This window comes from Comamonas thiooxydans (assembly GCF_002157685.2).
Classification (GTDB): Bacteria; Pseudomonadota; Gammaproteobacteria; order Burkholderiales; family Burkholderiaceae_C; genus Comamonas; species Comamonas testosteroni_H.
Map to the genome: position 1 here is coordinate 5,834,942 of NZ_AP026738.1, position 12,824 is coordinate 5,847,765.

Sequence of the window (12,824 nt, forward strand, 5' to 3'; positions counted from 1 at the left end):
GTCAAAGCTTCAGACCACGGCTCCCGCGTTGGGATCATTGGGATCCTGCGACCCGGACTTGGCGGGAGCCTTGACCAGATCTTCGCGCTTGACGCCCAGCCACATGGCAATGGCAGCCGCCACGAACACCGAAGAATAGATACCGAACAAGATACCGATCGTCAGCGCCAGCGCAAAGTAATGCAGGCTGGGGCCGCCAAAGAAGAACATGGACAGCACCATGGCTTCGGTCGAGGCGTGAGTGATGATGGTCCGGCTCATGGTCGACGTGATGGCGTGGTCGATCACCTCGTGGGTGCTGAGCTTGCGGAACTTGCGGAAGGCTTCGCGGATACGGTCGAAAATCACCACGGACTCATTGACCGAGTAGCCCAGCACGGCCAGCACGCCTGCCAGCACGGAGAGCGAGAACTCCCACTGGAAGAAGGCGAAGAAGCCCAGGATGATGATCACGTCGTGCAAGTTGGCAATGATGGCCGCCACGCCGAACTTCCACTCGAAGCGAAAGGCCAGATAGATGATGATGCCCAGCACCACCATGCCCAGCGCCATCAGGCCGTTGTGCATCAGCTCATCGCCCACCTGCGGGCCGACAAACTCGGTGCGGCGCAGCGTGACCTCTGCATCCTCGGCCTTCAGTGCAGTGATCACCCGCTCACTTTGCTGAGCAGTCGTCACGCCCTTTTGCACGGGCAGACGAATCATCACATCCTTGGATGTACCGAAATTCTGCACGATCACATCGGCATAGCCGAGCTTGGAAACGGTTTCACGCACCTTGCCGATGTCGGCAGGCTGGGTGTAGGCCACTTCCATGACCGTACCGCCCGTGAACTCCACGGACAGATGCAGGCCGCGCGAGAACAGGAAAAAAACGGCCAGCGCAAAGGTGATGAAGGAAATCGCGTTGAAGACCAACGCGTACTTCATGAACGGAATGTCTTTTTTGATGCGGAAGAACTCCATGATCTTCCTCCTTAGTTGTTGCCGCCGCGGCCGGCCACGGAACGGTGACCCTCACCCTCAGGCTTCCAGACCTGACCGATGGCGAGGCTCTTGAGCTTCTTGCGACCGCCGTACCAGAGATTGACCAGACCACGCGAGAAGAACACCGCCGAGAACATGCTGGTCAGAATGCCGATGCAGTGCACCACGGCAAATCCACGCACCACGCCAGAACCAAAGGCCAGCAGCGCCAGACCCACAATCAGCGTGGTCACGTTCGAATCCAGAATGGTGTGCCAGGCATGCTCATAACCGGCATGAATCGCAGCCTGGGGCGAGGCACCGGCACGCAGTTCTTCACGAATACGCTCGTTGATCAGCACGTTCGAGTCGATGGCCACACCCAGCGCCAGCGCCATGGCGGCAATGCCGGGCAGGGTCAGCGTGGCCTGCAGCATGGACAGAATGGCCAGCAGCAGCAATACGTTGATGCCCAGAGAGATCGTGGAGATCACGCCGAACAGCATGTAATAGACACACATGAAGGCAGCAACAGCCACCATACCCCAGACCACGGAGTGGATACCGCGGTCGATGTTGTCGGCACCCAGGCTTGGGCCGATGGTGTATTCCTCGATGATCTCCATGGGCGCGGCCAGTGAACCGGCGCGCAGCAGCAGCGAGGTGTCGTTGGCTTCAGCCGTAGTCATGCGACCCGAGATCTGCACGCGGCCGCCGCCGATTTCGCCACGAATCACGGGAGCCGTCACCACTTCGCCCTTGCCCTTTTCGAACAGGATGATGGCCATGCGCTTGCCCACGTTCTCGCGCGTCACGTCCTTGAAGATGCGCGCGCCCTTGGCGTCCAGCGTCAGGTTGACGGTGGGCTCCTGGGTCTGGCTGTCAAAGCCAGGCTGGGCATCCGTCAGGTTCTCGCCGGTCAGCGTCACCTGCTTTTGCACGATGATGCTCTGGCCGTTGCGGTCCAGGTATTTCTCGGAGCCGAAAGGCACGGGGCCGGAGCCCATCTCGGCAGCACGCGCTTCGGCAGACTCGTCCACCATGCGCACTTCCAGTGTGGCAGTACGGCCCAGAATGTCCTTGGCCTTGGCCGTGTCCTGCACGCCGGGCAGTTGCACCACGATGCGGTCCAGGCCCTGCTGCTGGATCACGGGCTCGGCCACGCCGAGCTCGTTGATACGGTTGTGCAGCGTGACGATGTTCTGCTTGAGCGCCTGTTCCTGCACCTTGCGCAGGGCTTCAGGCTTGATCGAGGCCACCAGCTTGAAGCCCGTGCCGTCAGGCGTGGAGGTGGCCACCAGATCGGGGAACTGGTCCGCGATCAGATTGCGCGCCGCCGTCAGCGTGGCTTCGTCGCGCACGCGGATGGTGACGTTGTTGCCGTCGCGGCTGACACCGCCGTGGCGGATGTTCTTGTCGCGCATCGAAGAGCGCAGGTCGCCCGCATAGCTCTCGGCCTTCTTGGTCAGGGCCGCTGCCATGTCCACCTGCAGCATGAAGTGCACGCCGCCGCGCAGGTCCAGACCCAGATACATGGGCTTGGCACCGATGGCTGTCAGCCAGTCGGGCGAGCGCGACACCAGGTTCAGCGCCACGATGTAGGAGGGATCGGTGGGGTCGGCAACCAGGGCCTTCTGGATGACGTCCTTGGCCTTGAGCTGCTCATCGGGCGTATCGAAGCGGGCGCGCACCGAGGTGCCTTCCAGCGACATCGATGTGGCTTTGACGCTGGCCGCGCTCAAGGCAGATTCCACCTTTTGCAGCACCGCGTTGTCCACCTTGACGGTGGACTTGGCCGAGGACACCTGCACGGCAGGCGCTTCACCAAAGAAATTGGGCAGGGTGTAGAGCACCCCCACCAGCAGCGCGATCACGATGATCGCGTACTTCCAGACCGGGTATCGGTTCATGATCGCGCTCTTTTTTTTACAGCAACGCACAACGGGTACGCGCACTCTGGTCGAGCGCCGTACCCCTCAAAATCCACAGCGGACAGGCTTACTTGGCCGTGCCCTTGGGCAGCACTTGCACCACCGCGGAGCGCTGGATCTGGACTTCCACGCCGGATGCCACTTCGATGTAGATGAATTGCTCGGCCATGCGGGTCACGGTGCCGATGATGCCGCCGGCGGTAGCCACTTCGTCACCCTTGGCCAGCGCGTCGATCATGGAGCGGTGTTCCTTCTGGCGCTTCATCTGGGGACGAATCATCACGAAGTACAACACCACGAACATCAGCACCAGAGGCAGCATGCCGGTGAGCGAACCCATGAAGCCGCCTTCAGCAGCGGCGGCAGGAGCGGTCTGGGCGAAAGCAGAAGAAATGAACACGAAAAAGACTCCGAAAGAGTGAATTTGTCAGGAATAGGTCCCGGCAGGCGCGCACTTGCGCGATCTCGCCAGGTCAGCGGGACATTGTATTCGGCTGGCTTGTACCCAAGATTGGCATGGGCAGCCGCGCAGCACAGGCATTCCCTGATGCGATGAGGACCTCCCTTCCCACATCAACAATGCCCGCAAAAAACATAGCAATCAGCACATTGCCTGTATTGTTTTGTGACTGTTTTATATTTGAATATCACTCAATACAGTCGCTGGCAGCTATCAAATTCAGATAGCCACTACCAGCACCGCCTCTGGCCATGAATACAAAGGCCGGGTTGCCCCGGCCTTGTTGTGATGCGCCTCGGCGCAATTAGTTCACTGCCATCAGCTTGACCGCTGACGCAGCAGGTGCAGCCGAGCCATTCCAGCGAGTCATCAAGGATTGCCACTTGATACGCGCAGCCGCCAGATGGTGCTCTTTGACGTGACCGTAGCCTCGAATGTCTTCGGGGATGGAGGCGATCTCCACGGCCAGCGCCAGCTTGTCGGCCGTCAACCCCGTCAGCAGGGTTTCGATGCACTGACGGTATTCGACGATCAGGGCACGCTCGGTACGGCGCTCCTCTGTGCGGCCGAAGGGATCCAGCGCCGTGCCGCGCAGTCCCTTCATGCCGGCCAGCCAGCCCATGGCCTTGCGCATCCAGGGGCCATAGGACTTCTTGAGCAGATGACCCTGCTCGTCCTTCTTGGCAAAACCGGGGGGCGCCAGGTGATGGACGAGTTTGTAGTCGCCCTCGAACATCTCGCTGATCTTCTGGGTGAACGCCGCCTCGGTGTGCAGGCGCGCCACCTCGTACTCGTCCTTGTACGCCATGAGCTTGAACAGATAGCGCGCCACGGCCTGGGACAGGCGCGTGCCTTGCTGCAGCGGCTCTTCCGCCGCGCGCACCTTGGCCACGAAGTCTCGGTACTGCTGGGCATAGGCCGCGTTCTGGTAGGCCGTGAGGAACTCCACACGCTTGTCCAGCATTTCCTCCAGCGACGGCTTCTTGACGAACTGGATCACCTGCGATGCCTGATACAGAGCGCGCACGGCCTCCAGATCGTGGGCGCAGCGGCGGCCCCATTCAAAGGCCTCCTGATTGCGCGCCACCTGCACGCCGTTGAGCTCCATGGCGCGCATCAGCGAGGCATGACTGAGCGGCACCCTGCCTTTTTGCCAGGCGTAGCCCAGCATCATGGGATTGGCGTAGATGCTGTCGCCCAGCAGGGCAGTGGAGGCCTTCTCGGCATCGAAGCTGCCCAGGGCGCCATGGCCCACGGCCTCGGCCAGCGCCGTGGCGCAGCGTGCGGCAGGCGACTGCCAGTCGGGGTTGCCCACGAAGGTGGCCGTGGGCGCTGCATGGCTGTTGAGCGCCACATAGGTGCGCCCCGGCTGCATCACGGACAAGGTGGTGGGCGTGGCCGCCACGATGGGGTCGCAGCCTATGACCAGATCGGCCTTGGCCATGTCCACCTTGGTGGTGTAGATGGCATCGGCGCGGTTGGCGATCTGGATATGGCTCCAGGTGGAGCCGCCCTTCTGCGCCAGACCCGCCGCATCCTGCGTGACCACGCCCTTGCCTTCCAGGTGTGCGGCCATGCCCAGCAGCGAACCGATGGTGATCACGCCCGTGCCGCCGACGCCGGCCACCACGATGCCCCAGGCCTGCTCGGCCACGGGCAGCACGGGCTCGGGGATATGGGGCAGGGCATCCAGGCTGCCCTTCTTCTCCTGCTTGGGCTTCTTGAGCTGACCACCCTCGACGGTGACGAAGCTCGGGCAGAAGCCCTTGACGCAGGAATAGTCCTTGTTGCAGCTGTTCTGGTTGATGCGGCGCTTGCGCCCGAACTCGGTCTCCACGGGCTCGACCGAGAGGCAGTTGGACTGCACCGAGCAATCGCCGCAGCCCTCGCAGACCAGTTCGTTGATGACCACGGTCTTATCGGGCGTACTCAGCGTGCCGCGTTTGCGGCGGCGACGCTTTTCGGTGGCGCAGGTCTGGTCGTAGATGATGGCCGTGCAGCCCTTGAGCTCGCGGAACTGGCGCTGGATCGCATCCAGCTCGTCGCGGTGGTGCACGGTCACGCCCTCGCCCAGCTTCACGCCATCGTATTTCTCGGGTTCGTCGGTGACGATGACCAGCTTGCCCACGCCCTCGGAGAGCAGGCTGTTCATGATCTGCAGCACCGAATGCCCTTCGGGCCGCTCGCCCACGCGCTGGCCGCCCGTCATGGCCACGGCGTCGTTGTAGAGCACCTTGTAGGTGATGTTGGTGCCGGCCGCAATGCTCTGGCGAATGGCCAGCAGCCCGCTGTGGAAGTAGGTGCCGTCGCCCAGGTTGGCGAAGACATGGGCCTCCTTGGTGAAAGGCGCCTGCCCCACCCAGGTCACGCCCTCACCGCCCATCTGCGTGAAGGTGCTGGTGCGGCGGTCGGGCATCCAGGTGGTCATGTAGTGGCAGCCGATGCCGGCCACGGCGCGCGAGCCTTCGGGCACGCGTGTCGAGGTGTTGTGCGGGCAGCCGCTGCAGAACCAGGGCGTGCGGTCGCCGGTCGAGACCTCCTTGGCCGCCTTGATCGCTGCTTCGCGGGCGTCGAGCACGGCCAGACGCTGCTGCATGCGCGTTTGCACATGCTCGGGCACGCCCAGCTTCTTGAGGCGCTGGGCAATGGCGCGCGCAATGATGGCGGGAGTCAGATCGGCCGTGGGGCGCAGCAGCCAGTCGGTGCTGGGGTTGGGCAGCGACCATTCGCCGCCATGCTCGTCGCTGAACTTGCCCACCACATTGGGGCGCACGTCGTCGCGCCAGTTGTAGAGCTCTTCCTTGATCTGGTATTCGATGACCTGGCGCTTTTCCTCGACCACCAGAATCTCCTGCAGGCCTCGTGCGAAATCGCGCGTGATCGTGGCCTCCAGCGGCCAGACCACGTTGACCTTGTGCAGCCTGATGCCCAGCTGATGGCAGGTGTCCTCGTCCAGCCCCAGGTCGGCCATGGCCTGACGCGTGTCGTTATAGGCCTTGCCGCTGGCGATGATGCCGAAGCGGTCGTTGGGCCCTTCGATCACGTTGTGGTTGAGCTTGTTGGCGCGCACATAGGCCAGGGCTGCATACCACTTGTAGTTCATCAGCCGCGCTTCCTGCTCCAGCGGCGGATCGGGCCAGCGGATATGCAGGCCGCCGTCCGGCATCTGAAAGTCTTCGGGCAGGATGATGTTGACGCGATCCGGGTCCACCAGCACCGAGGAGGAGGACTCCACCACCTCCTGGATCGTCTTCATGCCCGACCACAGGCCCGAGAAGCGGCTCATGGCAAAGGCATGCAGACCCATGTCCAGGATGTCCTGCACATTGCTGGGGAAGAACACCGGCGTGCCGCAGGCCTTGAAGATATGGTCGCTCTGGTGCGCGGCCGTCGAGGACTTGCTGATGTGGTCGTCGCCCGCGATCGCAATCACGCCGCCATGCTGGGCCGTGCCCGCCATATTGGCGTGCTTGAACACGTCGGAGCAGCGGTCCACGCCCGGCCCCTTGCCATACCAGATGCCGAAGACGCCGTCGAACTTCTTGGTCTCGGGATAGAGATCGAGCTGCTGCGTGCCCCAGACGGCCGTGGCGCCCAGCTCTTCGTTCACGCCGGGCTGAAAGACGATGTGATTCGCCTCCATATGCTTTTTGGCCGCCCACAGCGACTGGTCGTAGGTGCCCAGGGGCGAGCCGCGATAGCCGCTGATGAAGCCGGCGGTATTGAGCCCGGCCTGCGCATCGCGCAGCCGCTGCAGCATGGGCAGTCGGACCAAGGCCTGCACGCCGCTCATAAAGGCGCGGCCGCGGTCCAGGGAATATTTGTCGTCCAGAGTCACAGACTCCAGGGCGCGACGGACTTCATCGGGCAAAGGGGCATTCATGGCTTGTCTCCATGTGGGTGACCACCCGTGGCAGCTGTTGGCTACCAGAGCAGCATATTGCTTTGGGCATTCCTGCGCCAGAGGCACGGAACGCAAGTTGTTTGACCAAAGTTTAAGGAAAACGCCCTGAATAGAGCTTTCTTTTTATTGCCGGGATTAACCTAGTTTTTGAAAGAATCTTGCTGTAAATTGCGGCTCATGAATCAACTTGATCGCTTCGACTGGGCCATCCTGAATGAGCTGCAGATGGATGGCCGCCTCACCAATGCCGAGCTGGCCCAGCGCGTGGGTCTGTCCGCCGCGCCCTGCTGGCGACGCGTGCGCGCGCTGGAGGAGTCGGGCTACATCACCGGTTATCACGCCACGCTGGACCGCCACAAGCTGGGCCTGGGCGTGCTGGCCTTTGTGCGCGTGGATGCCGCACAGAACACGGCCGACATCACGCTGCGCATGGAGGAAGCCATTCGCCTGCTGCCCGAGGTCACCACCTGCCACTACATCAGCGGCGCGGGCACCTTCGAGCTGCAGGTCGTGGCCAGGGATCTGGAGAGCTTTTCCGGCTTTGTGCGCAATGTGCTGCTGCGCCTGCCCAATGTCAAAGACGTGCACACGATTTTTTCGCTGGGCGAAGTGAAGTCCAGCAGCGCGCTGCCGCTGCCCAGCACGCTGACGCACGCCTGAGCCCGGCCAACGCACTTTAAAAGTGAAGCGCGTACCGTTTGGTCTATGGGCAATGCCTGCAGCATCAGCATTGAAATCATTTACTGACATACGCTGAAAGCTCACTGATCAATAGCAATCGTCACCGCTGCGACAGGTAGCCGCCGCAGCCTGGCGCTGTGAGGAACTACGTATTTGTCAGCACAACTTTCCTGCTACAGAATCGTGTCCCATGGCCCACGATGATTCCGCAGCACGCGCTTCCCAAAATCCAATAATTTCAGACTCCGGCCAGGTCCCCGCAGGCAAGCTGCTGGAAGATCCCTCGGCCATGCATGACGGCGGTGCGCCGCCTGCCGCGGCCCCGGGCGTCTGGACGCCGCTGGCCACACCCACCTTCCGCATGCTGTGGATGATCTGGATGACGGCCAATATCTGCATGTGGATGAACGATGTGGCGGCCGCCTGGCTGATGACATCGCTGACCACCTCGCCCGTGCTGGTGGCGCTGGTGCAGTCGGCCTCCACCTTGCCGGTCATGCTGCTGGCCCTGCCCAGCGGCGCGCTGGCCGACATTCTGGACCGGCGCCGCTATTTCATCGTCACCCAGTTCTGGGTGGCTGCCGTGGCCCTGCTGCTCTGCCTGGCCGTGCTCTCCGGCCAGCTGACACCCTATCTGCTGCTGGCCCTGGTGTTTGCCAACGGCATCGGCCTGGCCATGCGCTGGCCGGTGTTCTCCGCGCTGATCCCCGAGCTGGTGCCCAAGCACCACCTGCCCTTTGCCATGGCGCTCAACGGCGTGGCCATGAATGCCTCGCGCATCATCGGCCCGCTGGTGGCGGGTGCCCTCATTGCCAGCCTGGGCAGCGCCTGGGTGTTCGTGCTCAACGCCGTGCTGTCCATCGTCTCGGGCTTTGTGCTGCTGCGCTGGAAGCGCCAGCAGCCCGCCAACCCGCTGGGCCGCGAGCGCCTGGGCTCGGCCATGCGCGTGGGCCTGCAGTTCATCCAGGAGTCGCCGCGCATGCATGCCGTGCTGCTGCGCACCGTCTGCTACTTTCTGCAGGCCGCCGCCATCATGGCCCTGCTGCCGCTGACGGCCCAGCGCCTGGACCACGGTACGGCCAGCAGCGGCAGTGCCGGCACCTTCACGCTGCTGCTGGCATCCATGGGCGCGGGCGCCATCCTGGGCGCCATGCTGCTGCCGCGCATACGCCAGATGCTGTCGGGCGAGCGCACGGTGCTGGCCGGCGTGGCCGCGCAAAGCCTGGCCACGCTGACCGTGGCCTTCGCCCCCCACATCGCCGTGGCCGTGCCGGGCATGATGCTCTCGGGCATGGCCCTGCTGGCCACGGCCAACACGCTGGGCGTGGCCGCGCAGATGGCCTTGCCCAACTGGGTGAGGGCACGCGGCATGTCCATCTACCAGATGTCCATCATGGGCAGCACGGCCATTGGCGCCGCCATCTGGGGCAAGGTCGCCAGCCTGGGCTCGGTGCAGATCAGCATGGCCGTGGCCGCCGTCAGCGGACTGACGGCCCTGCTGATCGTGCAGCGCCTGAACCCGGACCGCGACATCGAGGAAGACCTCAGCCCTTCTCGCGCCTTCACGCCGCCGACGGCCGCGCTGCCGCCCGAAGCCGGCCGCGTGGTGGTGACCATCGAGTACCTGATCGACCCGGCCAGGGCCGGCGCCTTCCGCGATCTGATGCAGCTGAGCCGGCGCAGCCGTCTGCGCCAGGGCGCGCTGTCCTGGAGCCTGCTGCACAGCATGAGCCAGCCCGAGCGCTTCGTGGAGCAGATCACCGACGAGTCCTGGACCGAGCATCTGCGCCGCTTCGAACGCGTGACGACCGCCGATGTGGCGCTGCGCGATCGCAAGCTGAGCTTTCACAAGGGCAAGGAACCGCCCGTGGTGCAGCGCTACTTCGCCGACGCTCTTTAAAAGAGAGCTGCCAGCGCTATCAATACAATGATTTCAGATGGTTATCCATTGAAATTCATTGACTGACAAACGCTGGCAGCTCCTGTTTTTTGCATCAACGCAGATGCGGTGCCGATCCGGCCAAGGCCTTGGGCCAGAAGGCCCAGAGCTTGAGCGGCTGCTTGATGCGGCCCGCCACATCACCGGCCTCGGCCCCCCAGCCCATGAAATAGTCGGCGCGCACGGCGCCCAGAATGGCGCTGCCCGTATCCTGCGCGAACACCAGGCGGTTGAGCGAGACCGTGGGGCCGGGCGTGGACAACCAGACCGGCGTGCCATAGGGGATGCTGTTGCGGTCCACGGCAATCGAGCGGCCCGGTGTCAGCGCCACGCCCTGCGCGCCCTTGGGACCGAACTGGGCATCGAAGTCGTTGAGCGCCTCCTCGCGGAAGAACACATAGCGTGGATTGCTCCACAGCATCTCGTTGACACGCGAGGGATTGGCGGCAATCCAGGCGCTGATGCCGGGCCAGGTGGCATCGCGCACCAGGTTCTGGTCAAGCAGCCAGCGGCCCACACTCTTGTAGGGCTGATCGTTGGTGCCGGCATAGGCCACGCGGATCATGCGCTGGCGGCCGTCGGCCTCGGTCAGCATCAGCCGGCCCGAGCCCTGGATATGCAGCACCAGCATGTCCACCGGGTCGCGCAGCCAGGCAATGGCACGGCCGGCCAGCGCGGCCTGCGCCTCGGAGTTGGTGTCGATCTGCTGGCGCGTGAACCAGGGCTTGCGCTTGCCAAAGCCCTGCGGGACCTGGTAGATGGGCACATTGAAGCCGTTGCCCTGCACACGGCGCGCCTCGTACAAGGGCTCGTAATAGGCGGTCAGCATGCCGTCGGGGCTGCCCGTGGTCGCTTCGATGCGATAGGGCTGCAGCGTGTTGATCATCCAGCTGCGCTGCTCGTCTTCCGAGGCAATGCTCAGCCTTCGCACCTCGCCGCACAGATTGGCAAACACGGTGCTGGGACGCTCGCAGTTCTTGATCCAGGCATTCCAGGCCTCGTTCAGGGAATCCTGGGGCACGCCGGGCAGCTCGCCCCAGTCCACCGCCACCCAGCGGCTTTTAGTCGGTACATTGGCGGTAAACGGCGGCTTGGCTGCGGAAGCCGGCCCGCCATGCGGAGCCATCTCGGGCACCGGTGCCGGGTCGTTTTGCTGCTTGGTGGTGGTGCATGCCACCAGGGTTCCTACAATCAGCGCCAGTGAAGCACGGCGCAGGAGATGGAAATTCATGGGTCTGATTTTGCTTGAAGCACTGCTGGCATTGGCCATTTTGGTCGCTATTGTGTGGTGGACCATGTTCTCGGGTCGAAAAAAGGGTGAGTTGCCGGCCCCGGTCGAGCCGGCGCCGCACAAAGAAGTGCTTGCAGACCCCGAACAAGATCGCTCTAATCGAGCTTAGCCCATGGCGCTGCAGCCACTGCAGCGCGGGCTGCATGTGACAATCTTTTGCATCAGAAACCGCTCGCTGGCCCGCGTCCTACTTTTTTTGCCTTCTCTTGGCAGTACGCTCGTGGCCTTGCAGCTTTTACGCGAAGCTGGTTTGCATGACCCTCCGGGTCGTTTATCAAACTAAGGAGTTTTCTATGCGCAAGCAAATGGCTGTGACGGCCGCTCTGGCCTCTGCATTGTTGATCACCGGCTGCGCCAATACCGGCGGCATGTCGGACACCACGCGTCGTACTGCCACCGGTGCAGGCGTGGGTGCACTGGGCGGCGCTGCCATCGGCGCACTGACCGGCCACAACGCCGGCACGGGCGCTCTGATCGGCGCTGGCGTAGGCGCACTGGGCACCTATATCTGGTCGCAAAACCTCGAGAAGCAAAAGCGTGAAATGGAAGCCGCGACCCAGGGCACAGGCGTGGGCGTGACACAGACCGCGGACAACCAGCTCAAACTGGACATCCCCAGCGACATCTCCTTTGACACCGGCCGCGCCGACATCAAGGGCAACTTCGCCCCCATCCTCGATCGCTTTGCCGAAGGTCTGCGCAACAACCCCAACGCAGAAGTGCGCATCATCGGTCACACCGACAGCACAGGCTCCGATGCCATCAACAACCCTCTGTCGCTGCAGCGTGCCGAGAGCACCCGCAACTATCTGACATCGCGCGGCGTCAACGGCGCCCGCATCCAGGTGCAGGGCATGGGCTCGCACCAGCCCGTGGCTTCCAATGCCACCAACGAAGGCCGTGCGCGCAACCGCCGCGTGGAAATCTTCGTGGGCGAGCGTGCGCCTCAGTAAGCCTGCGCGAGACCAGCAAAAAGCCCCGCTTGGCGGGGCTTTTTTCATGTCGCGGAGGCTTGCTCTCAGGCGTTGCGCAGCAGATTGGCCAGCTCCACGGCCGACTTGACCTGCATCTTGTCGAAGACACGCGCCCGGTGCACTTCCACGGTGCGCACGCTGATATCGAGCTGATCGGCAATCAACTTGTTCGGCACGCCCTCGACAACCAGCTTCATCACGTCTTTCTCGCGATCGGTCAGCTCGTCCAAGCGGCTGCGCACCTCTTCGCGCGCCTGCAAGGCAGCCAGATGCTCGGCGGACAGCGCCAGCGCCTGCTCCACCCGGTCCACCAGCGCATTGTCGGAAAACGGCTTCTCGCAGAAATCGAAGGCGCCACGCTTGACTGTATCCACGGCCGTCGGCACATCGGCATGTCCGGTCAGAAAGATCACGGGCATGGCCTCGATCTGGCCGCGCTCCAGCATGCGGTTGAACAGCGACAGCCCGCTCATGCCCGTCATGCGCATATCGAGCAGCAGGCAGCAGGGGCGACGCGTCACCGGGCTGGTCTGCAGCACGGCCTGTTCGAATTCTTCGGCGTTGCGATAGCACTCGCTCAGCAATCTGCGCGAACGCAGCAGCCATGCCAATGCCTCTCGGACATCGGCATCGTCGTCCACCACGTAGACGGTAGCGTCGGTTACAGGTTCCATGAAG

10 protein-coding genes are annotated in these 12,824 nt (G+C 63.3%); 4 read left to right on the forward strand and 6 right to left on the reverse strand.

Annotated features, from left to right (window positions below; translation table 11 throughout):
- Window positions 1–9 precede the first annotated feature (9 nt).
- The 4 genes from secF to CTR2_RS27205 all read right to left on the reverse strand — a co-directional run bounded on the left by secF (window position 10) and on the right by CTR2_RS27205 (window position 7,240).
- Window positions 10–966, reverse strand: a complete 957-nt coding sequence (gene secF, locus CTR2_RS27190) for a protein translocase subunit SecF (protein ID WP_003066813.1) — start codon at window positions 964–966, stop codon at window positions 10–12.
- A gap of 11 nt (window positions 967–977) precedes the next feature.
- Window positions 978–2,876 (reverse strand): protein translocase subunit SecD, encoded by a 1,899-nt coding sequence (gene secD / locus CTR2_RS27195; protein ID WP_087085621.1) that lies wholly within the window; start codon window positions 2,874–2,876, stop codon window positions 978–980.
- Window positions 2,877–2,964: 88 nt separating this feature from the next.
- Window positions 2,965–3,297 carry a preprotein translocase subunit YajC gene (gene yajC / locus CTR2_RS27200; protein WP_003066810.1) on the reverse strand — a complete coding sequence of 111 codons (333 nt, stop codon included), beginning with the start codon at window positions 3,295–3,297 and terminating at the stop codon, window positions 2,965–2,967.
- Window positions 3,298–3,661: 364 nt separating this feature from the next.
- A complete protein-coding gene (locus tag CTR2_RS27205; RefSeq protein WP_087085620.1) occupies window positions 3,662–7,240 on the reverse strand; it encodes an indolepyruvate ferredoxin oxidoreductase family protein in 3,579 nt (1,192 codons plus the stop codon).
- A gap of 198 nt (window positions 7,241–7,438) precedes the next feature.
- On the opposite strand from CTR2_RS27205, the gene CTR2_RS27210 reads away from it, so the two are divergent.
- Both CTR2_RS27210 and CTR2_RS27215 read left to right on the forward strand, forming a co-directional pair.
- Window positions 7,439–7,921 carry an Lrp/AsnC family transcriptional regulator gene (locus tag CTR2_RS27210; protein ID WP_003072240.1) on the forward strand — a complete coding sequence of 161 codons (483 nt, stop codon included), beginning with the start codon at window positions 7,439–7,441 and terminating at the stop codon, window positions 7,919–7,921.
- Window positions 7,922–8,132: 211 nt separating this feature from the next.
- Window positions 8,133–9,842: an MFS transporter gene (locus tag CTR2_RS27215; RefSeq protein WP_087085619.1), complete on the forward strand. Its 1,710-nt coding sequence runs from the start codon at window positions 8,133–8,135 to the stop codon at window positions 9,840–9,842.
- Window positions 9,843–9,936: 94 nt separating this feature from the next.
- Here the strand turns inward: CTR2_RS27215 and mltA are convergent, their stop codons facing one another.
- Window positions 9,937–11,112 (reverse strand): murein transglycosylase A, encoded by a 1,176-nt coding sequence (gene mltA / locus CTR2_RS27220; RefSeq protein ID WP_087085618.1) that lies wholly within the window; start codon window positions 11,110–11,112, stop codon window positions 9,937–9,939.
- Between mltA and CTR2_RS27225 the strand changes: the two genes are divergently transcribed.
- Both CTR2_RS27225 and CTR2_RS27230 read left to right on the forward strand, forming a co-directional pair.
- Window positions 11,111–11,281, forward strand: coding sequence for a hypothetical protein (locus CTR2_RS27225; protein ID WP_003072234.1), 171 nt, complete (start codon window positions 11,111–11,113; stop codon window positions 11,279–11,281). The genes mltA and CTR2_RS27225 overlap by 2 nt on opposite strands.
- A 184-nt stretch (window positions 11,282–11,465) precedes the next feature.
- A complete protein-coding gene (locus CTR2_RS27230; protein ID WP_034374831.1) occupies window positions 11,466–12,125 on the forward strand; it encodes a YiaD family glycine zipper/OmpA-like lipoprotein in 660 nt (219 codons plus the stop codon).
- Between the two features lie 65 nt (window positions 12,126–12,190).
- Here the strand turns inward: CTR2_RS27230 and CTR2_RS27235 are convergent, their stop codons facing one another.
- Window positions 12,191–12,820 carry a response regulator transcription factor gene (locus CTR2_RS27235; protein ID WP_003066795.1) on the reverse strand — a complete coding sequence of 210 codons (630 nt, stop codon included), beginning with the start codon at window positions 12,818–12,820 and terminating at the stop codon, window positions 12,191–12,193.
- Window positions 12,821–12,824 lie beyond the last annotated feature (4 nt).